This is a genomic window from Pseudomaricurvus alcaniphilus (assembly GCF_011440395.1).
GTDB classification, from domain to species: Bacteria; Pseudomonadota; Gammaproteobacteria; order Pseudomonadales; family Cellvibrionaceae; genus Pseudomaricurvus; species Pseudomaricurvus alcaniphilus.
Map to the genome: position 1 here is coordinate 75,645 of NZ_JAAOIX010000010.1, position 20,349 is coordinate 95,993.

General features: G+C 57.5%; 21 protein-coding genes. 9 read left to right on the forward strand and 12 right to left on the reverse strand.

Going from position 1 to position 20,349, the window contains the following annotated elements; translation table 11 throughout:
- Nucleotides 1–36 precede the first annotated feature (36 nt).
- Both G8764_RS17900 and G8764_RS17905 read right to left on the reverse strand, forming a co-directional pair.
- Nucleotides 37–1,902 (reverse strand): outer membrane protein assembly factor BamB family protein, encoded by a 1,866-nt coding sequence (locus tag G8764_RS17900; RefSeq protein ID WP_166166174.1) that lies wholly within the window; start codon nucleotides 1,900–1,902, stop codon nucleotides 37–39.
- A 75-nt stretch (nucleotides 1,903–1,977) separates the two neighbouring features.
- On the reverse strand, nucleotides 1,978–2,409 hold the full coding sequence (locus tag G8764_RS17905; protein WP_166166176.1) for a nuclear transport factor 2 family protein: 432 nt from the start codon (nucleotides 2,407–2,409) through the stop codon (nucleotides 1,978–1,980).
- Between the two features lie 280 nt (nucleotides 2,410–2,689).
- On the opposite strand from G8764_RS17905, the gene G8764_RS17910 reads away from it, so the two are divergent.
- Nucleotides 2,690–3,448 carry an SDR family NAD(P)-dependent oxidoreductase gene (locus tag G8764_RS17910; RefSeq protein ID WP_243748884.1) on the forward strand — a complete coding sequence of 253 codons (759 nt, stop codon included), beginning with the start codon at nucleotides 2,690–2,692 and terminating at the stop codon, nucleotides 3,446–3,448.
- A gap of 72 nt (nucleotides 3,449–3,520) precedes the next feature.
- Here the strand turns inward: G8764_RS17910 and G8764_RS17915 are convergent, their stop codons facing one another.
- The 4 genes from G8764_RS17915 to G8764_RS17930 all read right to left on the reverse strand — a co-directional run bounded on the left by G8764_RS17915 (nucleotide 3,521) and on the right by G8764_RS17930 (nucleotide 6,899).
- Nucleotides 3,521–3,934, reverse strand: a complete 414-nt coding sequence (locus tag G8764_RS17915) for a nuclear transport factor 2 family protein (RefSeq protein ID WP_166166180.1) — start codon at nucleotides 3,932–3,934, stop codon at nucleotides 3,521–3,523.
- A 164-nt stretch (nucleotides 3,935–4,098) separates the two neighbouring features.
- Nucleotides 4,099–5,457: an NAD(P)(+) transhydrogenase (Re/Si-specific) subunit beta gene (locus G8764_RS17920; RefSeq protein WP_166166182.1), complete on the reverse strand. Its 1,359-nt coding sequence runs from the start codon at nucleotides 5,455–5,457 to the stop codon at nucleotides 4,099–4,101.
- Nucleotides 5,457–5,750: an NAD(P) transhydrogenase subunit alpha part 2 gene (locus G8764_RS17925; RefSeq protein WP_166166184.1), complete on the reverse strand. Its 294-nt coding sequence runs from the start codon at nucleotides 5,748–5,750 to the stop codon at nucleotides 5,457–5,459. The genes G8764_RS17920 and G8764_RS17925 overlap by 1 nt, the downstream gene beginning before the upstream one ends.
- 6 nt (nucleotides 5,751–5,756) lie before the next feature.
- On the reverse strand, nucleotides 5,757–6,899 hold the full coding sequence (locus G8764_RS17930) for an NAD(P) transhydrogenase subunit alpha (RefSeq protein WP_166166186.1): 1,143 nt from the start codon (nucleotides 6,897–6,899) through the stop codon (nucleotides 5,757–5,759).
- Nucleotides 6,900–7,615: 716 nt separating this feature from the next.
- Here G8764_RS17930 and G8764_RS17935 point away from each other — a divergent pair.
- From G8764_RS17935 to G8764_RS17955, 5 genes are all read left to right on the forward strand, one after another.
- Entirely contained in the window at nucleotides 7,616–9,352 is a 1,737-nt protein-coding gene (locus G8764_RS17935; protein ID WP_166166188.1) for an FAD-dependent oxidoreductase, read from the forward strand.
- 17 nt (nucleotides 9,353–9,369) lie between these two features.
- Nucleotides 9,370–9,801, forward strand: a complete 432-nt coding sequence (locus G8764_RS17940) for a hypothetical protein (protein ID WP_207951955.1) — start codon at nucleotides 9,370–9,372, stop codon at nucleotides 9,799–9,801.
- A gap of 104 nt (nucleotides 9,802–9,905) precedes the next feature.
- On the forward strand, nucleotides 9,906–11,522 hold the full coding sequence (locus G8764_RS17945; protein ID WP_166166190.1) for a GMC family oxidoreductase: 1,617 nt from the start codon (nucleotides 9,906–9,908) through the stop codon (nucleotides 11,520–11,522).
- Nucleotides 11,523–11,708: 186 nt separating this feature from the next.
- Complete coding sequence (locus tag G8764_RS17950) at nucleotides 11,709–12,476, forward strand: glucose 1-dehydrogenase (protein ID WP_166166192.1); 768 nt, start codon at nucleotides 11,709–11,711, stop codon at nucleotides 12,474–12,476.
- A 199-nt stretch (nucleotides 12,477–12,675) separates the two neighbouring features.
- A complete protein-coding gene (locus G8764_RS17955) occupies nucleotides 12,676–13,080 on the forward strand; it encodes a VOC family protein (RefSeq protein ID WP_166166194.1) in 405 nt (134 codons plus the stop codon).
- Between the two features lie 52 nt (nucleotides 13,081–13,132).
- Here the strand turns inward: G8764_RS17955 and G8764_RS17960 are convergent, their stop codons facing one another.
- Nucleotides 13,133–14,356 carry an aromatic ring-hydroxylating oxygenase subunit alpha gene (locus G8764_RS17960; RefSeq protein WP_166166196.1) on the reverse strand — a complete coding sequence of 408 codons (1,224 nt, stop codon included), beginning with the start codon at nucleotides 14,354–14,356 and terminating at the stop codon, nucleotides 13,133–13,135.
- A gap of 64 nt (nucleotides 14,357–14,420) precedes the next feature.
- Nucleotides 14,421–14,669, reverse strand: coding sequence for a wax ester/triacylglycerol synthase domain-containing protein (locus G8764_RS23090; protein ID WP_166166198.1), 249 nt, complete (start codon nucleotides 14,667–14,669; stop codon nucleotides 14,421–14,423).
- 84 nt (nucleotides 14,670–14,753) lie between these two features.
- On the opposite strand from G8764_RS23090, the gene G8764_RS17970 reads away from it, so the two are divergent.
- The 3 genes from G8764_RS17970 (at nucleotide 14,754) to G8764_RS17980 (ending at nucleotide 16,377) form a co-directional block, all read left to right on the forward strand.
- A complete protein-coding gene (locus G8764_RS17970; RefSeq protein ID WP_166166200.1) occupies nucleotides 14,754–15,011 on the forward strand; it encodes a hypothetical protein in 258 nt (85 codons plus the stop codon).
- 6 nt (nucleotides 15,012–15,017) lie between these two features.
- Entirely contained in the window at nucleotides 15,018–15,893 is an 876-nt protein-coding gene (locus tag G8764_RS17975) for a ThuA domain-containing protein (RefSeq protein ID WP_166166202.1), read from the forward strand.
- Between the two features lie 319 nt (nucleotides 15,894–16,212).
- Nucleotides 16,213–16,377: a hypothetical protein gene (locus G8764_RS17980; protein ID WP_166166204.1), complete on the forward strand. Its 165-nt coding sequence runs from the start codon at nucleotides 16,213–16,215 to the stop codon at nucleotides 16,375–16,377.
- Nucleotides 16,378–16,397: 20 nt separating this feature from the next.
- On the opposite strand, the gene G8764_RS17985 is transcribed toward G8764_RS17980, so the two are convergent.
- From G8764_RS17985 to G8764_RS22995, 4 genes are all read right to left on the reverse strand, one after another.
- Nucleotides 16,398–17,228: a DODA-type extradiol aromatic ring-opening family dioxygenase gene (locus G8764_RS17985; protein ID WP_166166206.1), complete on the reverse strand. Its 831-nt coding sequence runs from the start codon at nucleotides 17,226–17,228 to the stop codon at nucleotides 16,398–16,400.
- Complete coding sequence (locus G8764_RS17990) at nucleotides 17,225–18,085, reverse strand: pirin family protein (RefSeq protein WP_166166208.1); 861 nt, start codon at nucleotides 18,083–18,085, stop codon at nucleotides 17,225–17,227. Before G8764_RS17990 ends, G8764_RS17985 begins: the two co-directional genes overlap by 4 nt.
- A 75-nt stretch (nucleotides 18,086–18,160) precedes the next feature.
- Entirely contained in the window at nucleotides 18,161–18,757 is a 597-nt protein-coding gene (locus G8764_RS17995) for an FMN-dependent NADH-azoreductase (RefSeq protein ID WP_166166210.1), read from the reverse strand.
- Nucleotides 18,758–19,682: 925 nt separating this feature from the next.
- Nucleotides 19,683–20,093, reverse strand: coding sequence for an SRPBCC family protein (locus G8764_RS22995; RefSeq protein ID WP_166166212.1), 411 nt, complete (start codon nucleotides 20,091–20,093; stop codon nucleotides 19,683–19,685).
- Nucleotides 20,094–20,349: the final 256 nt, after the last annotated feature.

Genomic DNA, 20,349 nt, shown 5'->3' on the forward strand with positions numbered 1-20,349 from the left:
AGCGCCGCTGGCAGTGGCGCTGGCGACAGTTGCCGCTCAGGGTTTCTCGACTTCGAATACCAGAAACATATTGCCGGGCATATGCTCATTGAACATATAGCCGGAATTGATAAACAGCATGCCAGCGTCCAGCAGCGCGGCTGAGCCGCCCTCCAGGGCGCCGCCTGTGCCCGCAATGCCGGATACCGTTTGCGGGTAATCGCGGGCGGTATTGTATTGCCAGAGAATTTTGCCGGTGGCGGCGTCGTGGATGCGCAGATGGCCGTCGAGACTGCCGGCAATTGCCAGTTCCGGGGTGGTGGTGGGCACCGCGCTGTTGCCGGGCATGCAGTAGGGACGCCCGGCACAGATATCCTCGGCCTGCCACTTCCACAGGTATTCACCGCTATCGATATCCAGGGCGAAGACCCCCGGGCTGGCATCGCCGCTGTATTTGAGCCGGTGACTGGAATCGGCCACCGCATCCGAGATGGGCACAATCAGCCGGTTGCCGGATACCGCCATGCCAAAGTGGATGCCACCGATAATGCCGCCGCGACCCACCTTGTTGTTCCACACCAGGCTGCCGTCGTCGGGGTCCAGCGCCCAGACCATGCCGGACTTCTGGCCGGCGAGCACCAAATCCTTGCCGTTACTGCGGGTGGCGAGGATAGTGGCGCCGCCGAAGTCAAAATCCGGGCCATCTTCCACCGGGCAGTTGACTGGGTCGGCTAGTACGCAGGAGGCGTTCCAGGCATCGTTGGCGGTGGCCTGGAAGGTCCATTTGATGCTGCCGTCATCCAGGTTGAGGGCGAGTATGGCATCGCTGGTTTTACTGGCCGGTGAGGAGTAGTTCTCGCCAGTGCCGACATAGAGCGTACGCCGCTTGGCGTCGATGGAGGGGGTGTTCCAGATGGGTGCACCGGACGGACCGAGCTGGGCGACACCGACGCTGTTTTTGGCGCGGGGCGAGGGCGTTTCACTGATGGTGTAGGTCTTCCACAGCTGCTTGCCGCTGTCTGCTGCATAGGCCACCACCGAACCACGGAAGCTGCAGCAGGCGTAATTCGGGTCGATTGCAGACAGCACTTCCAGTGACGATACCGATACGTAAAGGCGGCCTTCAAACAGCGTCGGGGCGGCGGTAATGGTGCTGTTTGAGTGCAGCTCGGGGCGGGCTCGCCAGGCCAGTTCACCGCTGAACACTTTTACCGCGTAAATGTTGCCGAGAAAGTCGCCGAAGTAGAGCAGCGGGTCGGCGTGCGGGTCATTTTTATCCCACGGTGCAATGACAATGCCGGTGCGGACTTCGGCACTGGCCTGGAATTGCCAGCGTACACATCCGCTATTGCGATCCAAGGCGTAGACCGCACCGCTCTGGCTGCCGACAAACACTGCACCGGCAGCCGTTGCCGGATGGGAGCGGGCGCGCACCGCTTCGGGGAAGGCAAATGCCCACTTCAATTTCAGCGTGCTGACGTTGTCGCGATCGATGCCGGCGACCGCAGTGGGAATTTCGCGGTGATTGTCCGGGGTGAAGCCCCAGCCCTGCAGCGCTGGCGGCGAGCTCCGGTCAAACCGGGCGGCCTGGTTTTCACAACGGGGCGGCTTCAGGTTGATGGCAGCGAGATCCAGCTGGCGGCCGGTTACATATTCAACCACGGCTTTTTTTTCCTGCTCACTGAGAGCTGCAGCCTGGGCTTGCATAATGCCTTCCGTCAGCGCGCGATAAATTGCCCCCGGTGCCATAAACGACAGCATGCCCTTGGCGGGCGCTTTGGGCACGCCGGCTTCGTGGCAGTTTGCACAAATACTGGTGTATACCTCGGCGCCGCTCTTCGAGGGTGCGGCGGAGGCGGGGACTGACGCGAGCCCGGAGGCCAGGCTAAAACAGAAAACAGCAACTATAAATCGAATACGCATAGGGTAGCCTGTGACCAAGAGCGGGAAATTGGGTGGTGAAGGGTTTTGGTGTTTTTTCAGTCCAGTGCCATGCTGTCAGTCCAGTGGCATCAGGGACTGGCCACGGAAGGAACTGATTTTCCAGTGGTCGCCGCTGCGCCGGTAGCCAAGGTGGTATTGCAGGTAAAAAAGTACCTCGTCGCCTTCGTTGGTCACACCCATGCCGATTACGTGAGTGCGAGCGGCAGCGCTGTCCTGTTGCAGCGAGTCGATCTTGAAGTTAGTGGCGTAGTGGGCGTGATGTGACATGCTGGCAAATACGCCGGTGAAAAATTCACGCAGGGCAGGCAGGCCGGAGAAGCTTGGATAGTTGATGCCGGTCATGTCAAATACCGCATCCTCGGTAAAGCAGTCGAGTACAGCCTCGACACTGGCAAGATCATCCACAGCCACCAGGTAATTGGTGATGACCTCCTGCAAGGCCTGGCGATCTTCAATGGATTGTATGCGCTGTTCGAGGGTTGTCATTTTGCTGTCCCATTCAAATTATTCTGTAGCCAGCATACTCTCTATTTTAAAAACCATCAATATTGTTTGTTAATTAAATGGGCTTGTGCCAGAATCGAGCGCTAATGTCGCAGCAGCGGATGGGGGATTTCCTCCCGGCTCGGGTTGTTGCGGTGCATAAATATAACTGTAAGCGCGTTAACGCGGAGGAACGGCTATGTCAGGAATTACGCAAGGGTCAGGAATTACGCAAGGGTCAGGAAGCACTCACGGGTCAGCAAGTACGCAAGGTTCAGGTCGTATGCAAGGCAAGGTGGTCATTATTCTGGGCGCTTCTGATGAGCGCAGTATGGGCGCCGCTACAGCGCGCCGCTGCCAGGCTGAGGGCGCGCAACTGGTGCTGGCCGCACGGCGAGTGGAAAAGGTGGCGGAAGTGGCCAAAAGTGTCGGTGCTGTCGCCGTAGCCTGCGATATTTGCCGGGAGGAAGACCTGGCCAATCTGGCCGACCGTGCCATACAGGAGTATGGCCGGCTGGATGCGGCGATAAACTTTGCCGGTTTGGACTCGGCTTCACCTATCGCCGATATTACCCGGGATATGCTGCAGCAGGCGTGCGATGTGCACCTGATCGGTACTGCGCTTTTTATCAAGCATATGGCCGCGCGCATGCGTGAAGGCGGCTCGGTAATTACTACCTCATCCCAGACGGCAATTCTGGCGCCGCCCGGGCTGGCGGCATACGCGGGTACCAAGAAAGGCGCTGACCAGATTGTGCGCATTGCAGCGGTGGAATACGGCCCGCAAAACATTCGGGTCAACGCCATCGCACCGGGGTTTACCCCATCGGGCATGACGGCGGGTTACCTGGAAGTGCCGACTATTGAACAGGCCTTCTTGCGCGAAGTGCCGCTGGGACGTTTGCCCAGGGTAGAGGATATCGCCAATGCCGCTCTGTGGTTGGCGTCGGAGGAAGCGTTTATTACCGGGCAGGTGGTGGATATTTCCGGCGGCCAGACCCTGTGCCGAATCCCCACGGGTGAAGAAATGATGGGTGGCTGACAGTCTGGTCTGTTGCCACCACGAAAAACGGCCGCCATTGGCGGCCGTTTTTCGTTAACTGCTGGCAGCGAATTATTCGCCGTGCAGTGAGTGAAAGATACGCTCTTTAAACAGCCACTGGCCGTCAACTTTGACCAGCTTGTCATCGTATTGGCCGCGGGGCCTGATTTCTGAGCCGTCCTGGGTGGTGCCCACTTCAGAGGTGTAAGCTCGAGCGGTGGCTGTATCGCCGTCGACCTGGATGTCGCCGATGGAGATGGACATGAAAATAAAAGGAAACAGCTCCATCCCCGCTTTCCAGGCATTGACAATATTCGTCTTGCCGGAGACATTCTCCATACCGGGTATCACCGGCAATTTCCAGTTGGAGTCCTCCGCCCAGGTCGAGCCCCAACGTGTGGCGTCGCGCTGGTTTACCGCGTCAGCGTATATGTCCATGAGCTCACGAATTGCGAGTCGATCTTCGATTGGTCCGGAAAAAGCCATAGCTTACCTCTGTTATTGTTCAGTTTGGGTGATGCCCTGACAACAAAACAAGCAAAACTGTTTTGTTGTCAGGGCTAGTTTAATCCTTACGCCGGAAGTCTGCCAGCGGTACGTAAATTGTCCCGGCGTTTGTGGCTGGCCGGGCGCCAGCCCAGACGTCAGGCTTAGCTAAATTCCCGAATCAGGTGACTCAGGGTTTCCTTGGCGTCGCCGAACACCATGCGCGTGTTCTCTTTAAAGAACAGCGGGTTGTCGATGCCGGCAAAGCCCGAGGCCATGGAGCGCTTCAGGACAAACACGGTGCGCGCCTTGTCGACGTTGATCACCGGCATGCCGTAGATGGGGCTGCCCTCCATCTCCCGGGCGGCCGGGTTGACCACGTCGTTGGCACCGATAACGATGGCCACGTCGACCGTCTCCATGCGCGGGTTGATGTCATCCATCTCCAGCAGCAGGTCGTAGGATACATCCGCCTCGGCCAGCAGCACGTTCATGTGGCCGGGCATGCGACCCGCCACCGGGTGAATACCATAGATCACTTCGGCGCCGTTCTCTTCCAGTAGTTCCTGCAGTTCTTTCACTGCGTGCTGGGCCTGGGCCACCGCCATGCCGTAGCCGGGGATGATGGCCACGGTGCTGGCCGCTTCCAGTACGTAGAAGGCGTCGTCGGCGGTGATCGGCTTGACCTCGCCTTCGATCTTCATGTCCATGGACTTGACCTTGCTGAAACCGGAGAAGAGCACGTTGCTCAGGGAGCGGTTCATGGCCTTGCACATGATGTTGGTGAGGATGATACCCGAGGCGCCCACCAGCGAACCGGCCACGATCAGCAGGTTGTTGTTGATGGCGAAACCGGCGGCACAGGCGGCCAGGCCGGAGTAGCTGTTGAGCAGGGAGATCACCACCGGCATGTCGGCGCCGCCGATGGGGATGACCACCAGCACGCCAAACACTACCGCCAGGGCGATGGCCGCGTACAGGTAGCTGAGGTTCTCCGGCTGCTGCACAAACAGGTAGCCGGCGACGAAGATGGCGATGATCACCGCGCTGTTGACCACGGCCTGGCCTTTGAACATCAGCGGCTTGCCGGGCATGATCTCACTGAGCTTGCCGTAGGCCACCAGGCTGCCGGTAAAGGTCACGCCACCGATCAGGATGGAGAGGAAAATGGTGGTCAGCACGATACCGCCGGCGTCCGGGGCAATGGCCGCCCAGCCCACCAGCAAACTGGCGATACCGCCAAAGCCGTTGAACAGGGCCACCATCTCCGGCATGGAGGTCATGGCGACGCGACGGGCGGCCACAGCACCGATAACGGCGCCGATGGCGACGGCGATGGCGATGTAGCGGAAGTCGACAATGCCCTGGTCGAGCAGGGTAACCACCACGGCGATCAGCATGCCGATGGCCGACAGGGTGTTGCCGCGGCGGGCCGTGGCCGGCGAACCGAGCATCTTCAGGCCGATGATAAACAGCGCCGCGCTAACGACGTAACTGAATCCGATCAATGATGACAAAGCCATTACTTCTTATCCCCTTTCTTCTTGAACATGCCCAGCATGCGGTCGGTCACCATGTAACCGCCGACCACGTTGATGGTGGCAAAAGCCACTGCGGCGGCACCCAGCAGGGTCGCCATTTGCGGGTCGGCGGTTTTGCCGGCCAGCACGATGGCGCCGATCAGGGTGATCCCGGAAATGGCGTTGGAGGCCGACATCAGCGGCGTGTGCAAGGTGGCGGGGACCTTGTGAATCAGTTCGAACCCCAGTATCACTGACAGCATCAGGATAAAGGTTAAAAAGATATACACTTCCATCGGGGTTTACTCCTGCATACCGTAGTGTTTGCGGATTACTTCATTCACGACTTTGCCATCGTTGGTGATGACACAGCCACTGAGGTCGTTGTTGAGATCCAGCGTCATGCGCTTGTTGTCTTCATCCCAGAACTCGTCGATCAGGTTGAAGATATTGGCGGCATACATCTGGCTGGCATCCCGGGGCACCTCGTTGGCCCAGTTGCCGGTGCCGATGATCTTGACTCCGCCCTCGGTAACCACCACTTCGCCGGGCCTGGAGCCCTCGACGTTGCCGCCGCTCTCGGCCGCCATGTCCACAATCACACTGCCGGGTTTCATGGCCGCCACCGCATCGGCGCTGACGATCACCGGCGGTTTGCGACCAAATAGCTGGGCGGTGGTGATGACGATGTCAGATTCGGCGATCTCGGCCTTTTGCCCTTCTTTCTGCTTCTCCAGCTGCTCCGGGGTCAGTTGCACGGCGTAGCCGTCCTTGGTCTGTCCGGTCTCGCCGAGGTCGATGTGCAGGAACTTGGCGCCCACCGATTGCACCTGTTCGGCTACTACCGAGCGGGTGTCGAAGGCGGTGACCTTGGCGCCGAGGCGCTTGGCGGTGGCGATGGCCTGCAGGCCGGCGACGCCGGCGCCGATAACAAACACCTTGGAGGGCTTCAGGGTACCGGCCGGGGTCATCATCATGGGCAGAATCCGGTCCAGCGCGGTGGCGGCTTTCAGCACCATGACATAACCGGCCAGGTTGGCCTGGGAGCTGAGGGCGTCCATTTTCTGTGAGCGGGTCGTGCGCGGCACCATCTCCATGGAGATGCCGATTACGTTCTTGCCGGCCATAGCTTCGATTAGCGCGCGCTCATTGAAGGGGTCGAGAAAGCTGATGGAAATGGCGCCGCGCTTGTAGGCATCGATATCGGCGGCGCTGGGCTTGTGCACCCGCGGGACTATGTCTGCGCTCGCCAGCAGCGCCGGAAAATCCTGGCTGATCTCAGCGCCGGCGGTCAGGTAGTCGGCATCGGAGTGGCCGGCGCCGGCACCGGCACCGGCTTCCAGAGCCACCCTGGCACCGGCGCGGACCAGCTTTTTGGCAAACTCCGGGGTTATGGCAACGCGACGCTCGTTGGGGTGCGTTTCTTTAGGGACTGCAATCAGCATAGGGCATTCACCGTGGTGTTATTGTTAAAACCAATTGTTAAAACCAGCAGCCAATAAAATTGGCCAGCAAGCATACCTGGTGGTGTGAGGCTTATTAGTACCCGTCCTGGTGCCGGTCCAGAAGCTCATTGTTTGTCATGCCCGCGCGGTACTACAACAAAGCTCGTCATCCCCGCCCCGCGCGGTACTACAACAAAGCTCGTCATCCCCGCGTAGGCGGGGATCCATAAACTTCGAGCACTTACTGGGCCCCGAGGCATTGGATCGTCGCTTAAACCGGGTGGGCGCAGCATCTGGCCAGGTACTGGCGGAGGACTATACAGTAGTTTAAATAAAAAACAAACATAATTGATTGTTTGTGACGGTTACCCGGTGTCCATTACCAGCCTTGCAACGACTTTTGCCACCTGCTGGCGGCGCTCATCATGATTGACTATTGCGGGTACGGCGTACCTCTATTAAAGCCTGTCGGTTGTAAGTGCTTTCAGTGCGGCCAGCAACAATATTGCTCAATGCCAGCATATAAAACGCGGCGAGTATATTTCACACGTATATTATAAAAATACTGTAACTAATTGAAATATATAAAAAATAATGGATCTAAATTGTCTTATTGATATTTTAACGTTACAGATGTAATATTTAAACACCTGTAAATATAAACAAACAATATTGTTTGTGTAAATAACAATGCGACCAGGTCGCTGGAGGTCTACATGTCGGATAACAAGAACAAGGGTTTGAATCGTCGCCAGCTGCTTGCGGGTTTGACAACAGCGGGCGCGGCAGCCGGCCTCGGCCTGGGGGCATCCCCGGCATCGGCGCAGGGACTGCGCTGGGATGCCGAAGTGGATATTATCTGCGTTGGCAGTGGTGCGGCGGCAATGACCGCGGCGGTAACAGCGCGCGAAGCGGGTGCCAGTGTGCTGGTGCTGGAGAAAGCCCCGGTGACCGGCGGTACCACGGCCAAGTCCGGTGCCGTTTTCTGGATTCCCAATCACTACGGCCTGAAAGCCCGCGGCATCAAGGATGAGCGTGACGATTGTATTCGCTATATGTGTCGCTATGCATTCCCCAACCTGTACTCGGCCAATGCAGAGTATTTCGGCGTGCCCAAATTTGATTACGATCGCCTCGCCGCCTTCTACGACAACGGCTCCGACATGGTCGACTTTATTCGCTCGGTGGGCGCCACCCGGGTCAAGGAGTGGCGCATGTGGTCGCTTGATATTCCGGCACCCGATTACCTGGATCACGTCCCGGAGAACAAGACACCCACTGGCCGTCCGCTGGCGGCGATCGACACCAGCGGTGAGTACTGCTGGGGCTACGGCATGATCGAGCAGATGGAAAACTGGTTGACCGGTCGCGACGTGCCGGTATTGACAGGTCACGCCGTCAAAGAGCTGCTGATGGAAGACGGCGCGGTTGTCGGCGTCAAAGTGGAAGCCGGCGCGGTCGTGAAAAATTTCCGCGCCAGAAAAGGCGTGATCTTCGGCACCGGTGGCTACGCCCACAATGTCGACCTGATCAACGCCCACCAGGATATGTTTGCCTACGGTTCCTGCGCCCAGCAGAGCGCCGAGGGCGATTTTATCGGCATCTCGGAAAAGGCCGGCGCCAAACTGGCCAATCTGCAGGGCGCCTGGCGCATGCAGGTGGTGCTGGAGCAGGCTCTGGAAAATCGTGCAGTGGGCAGTGGCATGTTCGTACCGCCCGGTGACTCCATGATTCTGGTCAACAAGTACGGCAAGCGGGTGGTGAACGAGCATCGCAACTACAATGACCGGTCGCGCATTCACAACAATTTTGAACCGACCTCCGGTGAGTTCCCCAATCACCTGTTGATGATGATCTACGATGCTCGCACCGCCGCAATCATCGGCGAGGAAAACGGCATGCCGCCGGTGCGCCCTTCGGAAAGCTATGTGATTTCGGGCAACACCCTGAAAGAGCTGGGCAACAACATTCAGGCGCGCTTGCAGCAGCTGGGACCGCGGGTTGATGGTTTCAGCCTGTCAGAGACCTTTGGTGAGAATCTCGAAGACACGGTCGAGCGCTTCAACGGCTTTTCCCGCAAGGGCAAGGATCTGGACTTCCAGCGTGGCGACCACGCCTACGATCGCGCCTGGCACCTGGTGTGGGGCAGGTTCAAGTTCAATGAGCAGCACAAGGAAAACGAGTACCCCAATATCACCCTGCACCCCTTTACCCGCAAGGGGCCCTACTACGCGATCATTCTGGGGCCGGGCGTGCTGGACACCAACGGCGGGCCCATGACCGATGCCAATGCCCAGGTGGTGAACAACGACTACCAGCCGATCCCCGGCCTGTATGGCGCCGGTAACTGTATCGCCGCACCGACGCGCAATGCCTACGTGGGCGCGGGTGGCACCATCGGCCCGGCCATGACCTTCGGTTATATTGCCGCGAAGCATGCGCTGAAATCCTGATGAAAACGGGTGATTCCATGATGAAACAAAGACTCTTTCCCGTCATCGGCATGCTGGCCCTGGTCGCTGTGGGGGCGCCTGGTGCTTTGCTCGCCAGTGCCGCGGATGATGCCAGCCAGGCACCCCAGGTGTCATTCCAGAGCGATCTGATGCCGATTCTCAAGCGTCGCTGTGCCGCCTGTCATATCACCGGCGATGAACCCGGCAAGATGGCACTGGTGCCGGGCAAGGCGTATGACTTTATTGTCGAGGTCGATGCCGTGGATGTGGCCATGAAGCGCATCGCCCCCGGCGACCCGGACAACAGCTACCTGCTGCACAAGCTCCTGGGTACCCACCTCGACGTCGGCGGCAACGGTGTACGCATGCCATTTCACCAGGGCCCGTTACCCCAGAAAGACCTGGACAACTTTCGCCTGTGGATCGAGCAGGGCGCAAACAATAACTGACCGTCGCCGGGTGGGTGCCACCCGGTTGACTTGTTCGCACACTGAAGGCGGGCGGGTACCTGCCTTTTTCTTTAGGTAAAATTGCAGGCAATCGGAAATCGATTATGGATTACGACTACATCGTGGTTGGCGCCGGGTCAGCGGGCTGCGCCCTGGCCGGTACTCTGTCGCAAGACCCCTCGAAATCGGTATTGCTGCTGGAAGCGGGCGGCAGCAACCGTTCAATTCTGGTGCAGATGCCCAAGGGTATCGCCAAACTGGTGAACAAACCCGAATACCTCTGGGCCTACCAGATCGCACAGTCGCGCGTGGCGGGTGAAGATCACGGTGAGGTGTGGATTCGCGGCAAGGGGCTGGGTGGTTCTTCCGCCATCAACGGCATGATCTGGTCGCGCGGTCAGGCTACGGATTACGACGCCTGGGAGGCCATGGGCTGTGAGGGCTGGAACTGGCAGAGCATGAACCGCGCCCTCAAAGCGATTGAAGATCACCAGCTCGGCGCGGCAGAAAACCGCGGTGTCGGCGGTCCGGTCACCGTCAGTCCCGGCCCGTTTCGCTACCCACTGGTGGAGGACATGTTATGCGCCGGCGAGGCCATGGGGTTGCAGCGGGTCGCGGACCTCAACGATAGCCACGCCGATCGTATCGGCCTCTACAGCCACAATATTCGCAACGGCCGGCGGGTGAGTGGTGCCAAAGCGTTTCTCGATCCGGCACGGCAGCGCGCGAACCTGACGGTGATCACGCACGCCAATGTGCGACGTATCGTCTTTCAAGGTAATCGAGCCACCGGGGTGGAAGTGGATGTCGCGGGTGAGACGCAAGTGTTTTCCTGCCGGCGGGAAATTATTCTCTCTGCCGGGGCGATGGAGAGCCCCCGGCTGCTGCAATTGTCCGGCGTGGGGCCGGCGGACGTGCTGGCCGCAGCGGGTGTCCCACTGCTGCACCACAGCCCCGATGTGGGCCGCAAGATGCTCGAGCACCTGGCGTTTGCCATGTCCTATCGCTTGAAGGAGGACGGTCTCGGCAACCAGAAGAATTTTATGGGCCTGGGGCTGCTGAAAAGTGTGCTGCAGTACCAGCTGTTTGGCAGTGGTGCCCTGACCCTGGGGCCGTTTGAAGTCGGTGCGTTTGCCCGTTTGAGCGAGGATGCCATCGCGCCCAACCTGCAGATGTACCTGTCCGGCTATGTGTTCAAGTTGACCGATGACAACCACCCGGTACCGCTTTCGGACATCGATCCTGAGCCGGGCCTGTCGATCTACGGCCAGCTGCTGGATTTAAAGAGTGAAACCGAGATGCGCATCACCAGTGCAGACCCGGACCAGCCGGCGGTGATCGAGCCCAACTGGCTCAGTCACCCCGACGACCGGGAAAAGGCCATTGCCACGGTGCGCTATATGCGTGAATTCGCCGCCCAGCCGGCGCTCAGCCAGCACATCGAACAGGAACTGGTGCCGGGCGCTCAGTACCAGACCGACGCACAGTTGCTGGACGCGTTCCGGCGCCTGTCGACCTGCGGACTGCACGCAACCGGCAGTTGCCGCATGGGTGGCGACGAGGATGCTGTGCTCGACAGTCGTCTGCGGGTGCGCGGTGTGCAGGGCTTGCGAGTGGCGGACTGCTCCGCCATGCCGGGCCTGATTTCCGGCAACACCAACGCCCCGGCCATGGCGCTGGGTTACCGCGCCGCCGGGCTGATTGCCGAGGACAACTGCTGACGCTGCAATCGATAATGACAGCGGCAAACACCGATGCAACTCCCCGAGCTGGCCTTTTCCTGCGCGCTTGCGGGCAGGGGCCGCATCGATCCGGAAAGTTTTGTGCGCAAGCGTCCAGCAACTACCCGTTGCGCTATCGAGGTGCCCTTCCGGACCGTGATCCCAAATTTCTACAAGAGAACTCCTATGTCTGAACAAAAGTTATTGGCACGGCGGGCGATAGTCACCGGCGCGGCCTCCGGCATCGGTTACGGTATTGCACAGCGTTTTTTGGCCGAGGGAGCTCAGGTTATTATCACCGATATCGACCACCCGCAGGGGATGCAGGCTGCCGCAGAGCTGGGTGATGAGTGCGAGTTTATCCACCACGATGTGTCCCGGGAAGACCATTGGCAGAAGGTTTTTGAGCGCGCCCGGGAAAAATTCTCGGGTCTCGATATTCTGGCCAACGTGGCAGGGGTGACATTGATGGGAACCATTGAGGATCTCGACGTCGAGACCTGGGACAAAACCATGGCCATTAACTTGCGCAGTTGTTTTCTCGGTTGCCAGGGTGCCATCAAGCTGATGAAAGCCGCCGGCGGGGGCTCGATCATCAATATTGCGTCGGTATCATCGTTCAAACCCCAGGCGGAATTGGTGGCCTATAACGCCTCCAAGGCGGGGGTCGCCCTCATGACCAAGTCCATCGCCTTGCACTGCGCCCGCAGTGGTTATGGCATAAATGTGAATTCCATCAATCCGGGAGTCATTCAAACCGCCATGCTCGACAAGGTCATCAGTCAGGTGGCAGACGGAGAGGCCCTGATGGCCAGTTACAGGGCCATGCATCCCATCGGTCGCATTGGTCAGCCGCAGGATATCGCCTCCATGGCCGTCTATCTGGCGTCGCAAGAAGCCAGCTTTATTACCGGGTCGGAATTTACCGTGGATGGGGGATTGGGCATTAACTGATGTTTGGGTCCCTCCATTCCGGAACCTCGTGGCGCGACCACATTCCCGGTAAGCAGCTGCTTGCCGTCATGCCCGTGTGACTGTCGGCTGTTTGCCGGTCCGGCGCAAGACTTCGTGAATTATGCCTAGGGATTTCTCGGTGATTTGCAATCCAGTTACCATCTCTTTGGCCACGTGAATATCCAGCTGGAGGACAACAATGACAATTGAAGCGATTGACCACATCAACATTCGCACAGACGACGTGGTCGGCACCAGTCGGTTTTTTGCCGATGTGCTGGCCATGGAAATTTGCGATGCGCCCGGGATTCCCGATCGCACCCTGGCCGCGTGGCTTTGCGACAATGATGGCCGTGCCGTCATTCACCTTGGCACCGCGGATGTATGCTATCCGTGTGAACAGGAGGTCCCGGTCAACCCGACCGGTAGCGGCCGTATCCATCACGTTGCCTTCCGCTGTAGCGGCTACAAAGCGATGACACAAAAATTGACGGCACAGGGCCGCGATTTTCAATTCAATCTGGTAGAAGGCGTTGGCTTGCGACAGCTGTTCCTTTCTGAACCCAATGGGATTCTTCTCGAACTCAACTTTTTTGGTGACTGACCACCATGCATATTGATCTGACCGGCTATACGGTCCTAGTGTAGTGTCCTATTTAAAACGGTGTTTTAGTGGCCCTCAAAAAAAGCTCGTTGAGACCTTCATCTGAAGAGGCCATTACCCGGTCTCGCCAAGCATAGTAGCGCTGCAGCCCCTCTTCGTTGCGACCTAAGTAGACAGAAGGCAACAACCCCGAGGACAACGCCTTCTGCTGCTTTCTGGACATGGGCAAATCCTCCTCCCGCACCACCTTCTGGATGAATTGCACAACGGCATCTACCTCCTCACGCTCCGCGTCAGTGGGAGTCCTTTCCACCAGATAGGTTTGCACGGTGAAGGATTCTTCTACGCTACGCCCCGGGAACACCTGGGAAATGACCATCACCTGCACCCCACTGGGGTAACAGTTGATAGATACGTTGGGGAATAGTATCCACTCACCAAACATCATGGTGGCGACATCCCACTCCGCCTCGTCTACCACTCCCAATTTGAGAAAAGCAGCCTGTTCCGGAATCAGGGGATTGGCAGACATCAGCCCCAATCGCTGATGAGGCCCCTGAAAATAGTATTGCGCCAGGTTGCTGATATCGGCACCAAAGGTTTTACGATGCAGAACCGGCAGATGATAGAATTCGAGGTGGGCATCAAAGGCGAGCTTCCAGTTGGCACCCGCCAGGCTCACCTGCTCATAAAACTGCCAGTTTCGAAGGTCGTAGCCTGTGAGCAAACCGTCAAAACCGGATAGAAAGGCTTCAATATCCAAACCAGACTTTGGATCGAGCACCACCCAGATCAGGCCGGCACTTTCGTAAACCGGAAACTCCACCAGCGCCAACTTCGCTTTGTCAGCAGCGCCGAACTGGGCCTGCGAAGAGATACCGATCAATCGCCCGTCGTTGCGGAATGTCCAACCGTGGTAAGGGCAGGTAAAACGGTGGGCGCAGCCCTTGCCACTAGCGAGGACACTGCCGCGGTGAGTGCAGCTGTTGAGAAAGGCACGCACCCTGCCGCCTTTTTCTCGGGTCAGCAACACGGGTATATCGATCACCTCCAGGGCTTTATAGTCGCCATCACCTGGCAGCTCACAGCTTGCGGCCAGCATCAAAGGCAGGCGACGGAACAGGGTCTCTTTTTCTCGCTCAAAGCAGTCGGGGTCAGTGTAGAGACTGGCGTCTTTGTTCATCACCTGCGGGGCAAGACTGATCTGGCCACTGCTCAGTCGGTCGAGCATGTCACGGGTGGTTTCAACGAGCTGTTGATAGCTGTTCGGATTCATGAGGCACTCCATTGGTCCTGGGAAGGGTGTGAACCATACTTATAATACTGTCACTGCTGCCCCGTTAAGGAGAAATAAAAAGACCTGATTCCGCACTGTGGTATTCCCACAGTGGTGGCTCCTTGTCCCTGGGGTTGCTGTGCAAGAGGGCTATCAGCATACCCATTTCTCTCTCCCCGCCTGGTTTTGGCAGCGCCAGCTGTTCCAGTGATTTTATTGTGACGGCGCCGCCCGTCCGGACTAGGGCCGATGTTAGATTGCTGCACTCTACACGCCTTCCAATAAAAAACAATGTTGATTGTTTTGGCTGCATGGGTTATGTTGCTGCCAGTATCGGTAGACCTTCAGTAATGGTGGACCTTTAGCTGCGGCGGTTGAAATAGAGCCAGATTTGCGGATGTTCCTGAAGCTTGCTCGCTGTGAAGTCTTCCAGAACCCGTCGCCGCTCTTTTTACCAGGCTCCATTAAATGGCCTCCTTTAAATAGGGTACTGGAAAACTGCCGCGCGTTTCGAGTCTGGGGCTGTACCGAAGCGCCGTTGGTCACTGTCGGCTTTATCGATGAGGCTGAGGAAGAGCTTGCCGCCAACACCGATGGCTTTGTCAACAATTGGGACGTCAGGGTTATCGATGACCGGGCGGCGCTTGCGGGGTAGGGATTGATGTCGGTTATCAAGTACACGAGCGCCACTAAAATACTGGTGTCGGTCAAGGGCCACCCCTATCAACGGGATGAATTCTTCGCCATGTTCGAGGACATGCAAGACCTGTCCTATACCGCGGTGGAGCAACCTGCCAGTAAGCTGTTCTTCGCTCCGGAAACTGCCGCCGACTATGACGCCCATGTGCTCTACGATATGCCGGGCATTGACTTTAGTTGTCAGCCGCCCAGGCTGGTCGACCCCGGGCAAGAGTTCAAGCGCAATTTTATCGACCTGCTGAACACTGGTCACGGCTTTGTATTTTTACACCACGCCATAGCCGGTTGGCCCACCTGGCCGGAGTACGCCGAAATTGTTGGCGGTAAATTCCTGTATTTACCCGCGGAGCTGCGTGGGGCGGCCTGCCTGGATTCCGGATATCGCCATGACGCGAGCTATACGGCGAGTATCAACAACAATCATGCGGTGACCGCAGGCGTCGATTTAACCTTTCCGTTAACCGACGAGCTGTATTTGTATGAAGTCTTCGAGGACGATGTAATTCCTTTAATCTCAAGCGATTACTCCTTTGATAGAGAGCACTTTTACTCAGCTCGACAGGCGGTAACGGGCAATATGCACTGCCGGGATGACTGGCCGCACCAGTCCGGCTCCAAGCTGATCGGCTGGGTCAAGCACTACCTCAACAGCCCAGTGGTTTACTTGCAAATGGGCGATGGCCCGAGCGCTTATGGTGCTTCGCAGTACCGACAGTTGCTCGAAAATGCCATCCGCTGGGTGAGCAGTGCGGACGCACACCAGTGGGCGAGAGAACGCAACAGCCGGCCACCGGTAAAACGAAGCTCCAGTAATCAGTACCCTAACCCGTCAATATAAAAACAAAAGAATTTTTATTGCTGGGTTGCGCTCGAGATGCGCCGAAGGGGCCTGGCTTCATTGACGTAAGCAGCTCTTCCAGCCGCTCTGGTCGCAATGGAATATTAAAAGATACCGGCTAAGGTTATTGTCGCCTAATTCTGGCGGTTGACTCGCTACGAGACGCCCGAGGGCAGGTGCATTGAGTTTCTCACCAATAAGCTGGACCTGGCACCGGGTATGATTGTCTTCTTGTACCTGCGCCGCCGGGATGAGGAGAAATGATTCGACACCTGGAAGAACTATTTCGCCAGCGGCAACGCGTGCGTGGAGCAAAAGCGTGATGGGCGTGACGCAACAGGCCTGGCTGGCGATCATGACATCATTGCTACTGTTGCTGTTTGTGCATCATCACCAGGAGCGCTGGCAGATCGGCGACGAGAGGAGCCTGAGAAGGCAGGAGGACTTGATACTCTGCTTTAAAAAGTGTGTATTAAGCCGCTGAGTACACACTGAATTCTGCCGTCAGTCAAATCGGAACGCCGACAGCCGTGTCTTTAACACTTGCTCTGAATAGACTTTGCGCCCGGCTGACTCTCCAGCGGCGCCGGCCGCCACCATCAGCGGCATCAGGTGTTCCTCATGGCCTGGCGGGTGGCATTGATAAGCGTGGGGGGCGTGGCTCCAATCACTGAGCAGAGCCCGCCGCTGTTCGGGAGAGGCCTCGACTGCTCGGCTGAGCCAGTCGTCAAACACTTCAGAGAGAGGTGTGAACTTTGGGTTGCCATAACCGCTCATGTTGTGAAAACTCATGCCACTGCCGACGATCAGGACCCCCTCAGCGCGCAGTACTGATAGAGCCTTACCAGCGGCCAGATGGGCTGCCGGATCGAGATTTTCACGCAACGACAACTGCACCACGGGAATGTCCGCCTCCGGAAACATCAGTTTCAGCGGAATAAACGTGCCGTGGTCAAACCCCCTCTGAGCGTCCCTTGCACCGGGCAGCCTAGCTTCGGCGAGCAGCGAGACGATTCGTTCGGCCAACGCCGGAGCACCGGGGGCCGGATACGTCAGTTCGTAGGTATGCTCGGGAAAGCCGAAATAATCGAAAATCAGATCGGGCTGGTCGCCGGTCGTGACGCTGAATCCTGCCGTCTGCCAATGCGCGGAGACCATCACAATGGCCCTTGGGCGAGCTGGCAGCGAGGCCGCGATGCCTTTGAGATAGGCCGCCATACCCTCCCACGCATCGGCGGGATTCCAGTCCATGAAGAAACACGGACCCGCGCCGTGGGGGATGAAAAGTACCGGCTGTACGGTGGATGCAAAGCGCGATGTAGTGGAATGGGTCATAGATGGGCTCTCCCCGGCGCACACTGCGTCACTAGCTTCCCTTCCTGGAAATCACGAATGGCCTGTTCGATTTCCTCGGGCTGGTTCATCACAAAGGGGCCATACTGAGCAATGGGTTCGCGCAAGGCTGTGCCAGATAGTACCAGCGCATCGAAACCCTGTTCGCCAGCTCGTAAGTGAAGTGTGTCACCACTGCCGTAAACACCCAACTGCTTGCTTTTCAACCCTGTGCTACCTCCAGCATAAACAAACACCAATACCCGTTCATAGTCACCGAGATCCAACATAGTTTCCGCGTCAGGCGCCAGTGACACATCTGCCAGCAATGGCCGGGTGGGCATGGCCGGTAAACAACCGTTAAGTGTTGTGTTCCCTACCCCAAGCTTTCCGGCGATAACTCGCACTTCACTGCCATACTCATCCTGGTGGCAGGGTATTTCGGCGCTGCGAATATCTTGATAGGCAGCTGGTTTGAGTTTGTCCGCAGCAGGTAAATTCAACCAAATCTGAAAGCCGTGCATCAGGCCGTCTTCCTGCTCGGGCATTTCGGAATGCAGTACGCCATGCCCTGCCGTCATCCACTGCACATCGCCGGGGCCGATCACCCCCTCGTTACCCATGTGATCGCGATGACGCATGCGACCGGCCTTCATGTAGGTTATGGTTTCAAACCCTCGGTGGGGATGTTCGGGAAAACCGCCCATATAATCCGCCGCTGAATCCGAGTTGATTTCATCGATCATCAAATACGGGTCCAGTATCCTGTGCATTGACGCCCCGGCAATGCGGTTGATCTTGACGCCATCACCATCACGGGATGGTAGTGACAAATGCACCTGCGATAATTTTCTGTTCATTTTAATCCTCCTCCGTGGAGACCCTGCTGTTTTCAGTCCAGCTGGCCCCGGTTATGGGGTAGCGTAAAATCCTGGTCAGGCCTCCTCTACTTCGCTCTGCGCCAACAAGGCATCAATCTGCTGCCTGGCGTCTGCCAACACCACCTCCGGGGCTCCCTTGGACCCGCTGGCGTCGATATGCACTACCTCTTTGACCCCCAGAAAGCGGCAGACGTGTTCCAGGTAGCGGCTGGCAAAATCCCAGTCACCGCCAATCGGCGTGCCACCGGAAGCCGTTACAATAAAGGCTCGCTTGATGCCGGTGAGCCCTTCCGGGCCGTTCTCTGTGTAGCGGAATGAAACCCCGGCGCGACAGACATAATCGATCCACTGCTTCAGGTAGGCCGGCACACTGAAGTTGTACATGGCAACGCCCAGCACCAAGGTGTCGGCTTGCTTCAATTCGGCGATCAACTTGTTGGAGATTGCCAGGTGCTGCTGCAGGCTGGCACGGTCATCTTCGTGGGAGCCGTGCACTCCGACAAGATCTTGCGGACTCATCGGCGGTAGAGGATTCTTAACCAGATCTCGTTCGATGACCGGCTGGCCCAGTTGTTGCGCCAGGTAATCGGTAATGATGCGAGAGTTAGCGCCTTCCATCCGGGCGCTGGAATCAATTTTCAAGGTGCTCATAAGGTATATCCATTTAGGTTTAAGTAAGTTTTATTGGCCAAGTTTTGCGCTGATCAACTGATCGGCACTCACGCTGCCCGCACAGGCAGCGTGTCTAAGCCCGCTGCAGAGTTAATGAAGTGTTTCAATAAAGTGTTCATAGCTGTGCCCTCATCAAAGAGTTGGTGTTGGTTTAACTGATGAGGTCAGTGTATGGAAAGACTTTCGGGCGAATAAGGGTGATTTTTAGTTAAGAATATTCAATTCTATTGAACAATACTGCTGTGCTTTTCGAGGAGCAGGTTATGAGCTACCGCCTGGTTGGCTGGCCAGGTGAAAGAGCTGACCACTGGCTGGGAGCCGAGATTACGCATTGGGCTTGAATCCACTCTTGAGCTGACCCTTATTTTCAAGCCTTGGGTAATTTTTGGAAGAGCAGCCGATCATGGAAATAGATATTCTGGAATGTGTCCTCAGTGGCGGCTGGGAGGCACTGAAAATGGACAGCATTGACTTACTGGTGGGAGCTCCCGTGCCGGTATGCGCTTCACCGACGCAGTAGCCCACCCGGCGAACCAGGAACTTGGAGATGGCCCGAACCACCAGCTGCAGCACTTTGCTCATCGCCTCCGAGTAGTGTGCCAAGAGCAATCGCAACGGGATCGGCAGACTCAACACATTGGCGTACTGGCGCCTTGGGCAACGGGGTTAGGATGCTGCCCTCAATCTTGCCCTGCAGAACAGGGGCGAGGATGCCTACGGTTACCGGATTGAACTGGTGCAGCTGATCCGTCAGGCAAAGCGGGCCTCGGCCATGTAGGGCCACGAAAATTCTGCATGATTCCCTCTCCCGGTGGGAGAGGGTGCTGAATGATTGATTGGGTAAAAGACCTTTCCAGCATTTTGTGCAGCTGCGAAATACGCGATTCCTGGTAGTTACCGAGGATCAGGCCTTCATCACCTGTTGTTCTGGCGGCGGGGCAATATGCGGGCTGTGCGATGCATTGGCGGTGATCGAGCGGCTGACGTGATCGCTGAGGATGTCGTACTGGGCGTTGGCATCGCCCATGAAGGTCAGCAGTTGCGGGTGGGTAGCGATGACGTGGTAGGACTCCATAAAGGCTTCCAGCGCCACCTTCCAGTTGCAGGCGACCACCTTGTGAATGTGCGGGGCCTTGAAGCAGCGATCGAGTTGATAGCCGTCCAGGTGCCGGGGTAAAACCTGCAGAAACTCCGACAGCGGGTCGGCATTGATGTCCGGGTTGCGGAACACAAATCCCTGCCAACACTCGATTCTGGCTTGCGGTAGCTGGAACTCGTCGTCGTTGGCATGGCTGAAGTCGCTCCTGCAGGGCACGAATTTGATCGAACCCTCCAGGTTCCAGGTCCAGGCGTGGTAGGGACAGCGAAACTTCTCCCTAAGCGGTGTAGTTTCATTGCGGAATACTGGTCGACGACTTCTGCTTGGGCCTGGTGGCACGTTGTTCCAGCGTCAATGGCTGGATGGAAAACACGTTTAACGGTGAGGATATCGGTGCAGAAGCTGATCCGGCGCACGGCTTTCCAGGTCGTTAAACAACGGCCAACGCGGGCGGGATCATCTGGCAAGCCCT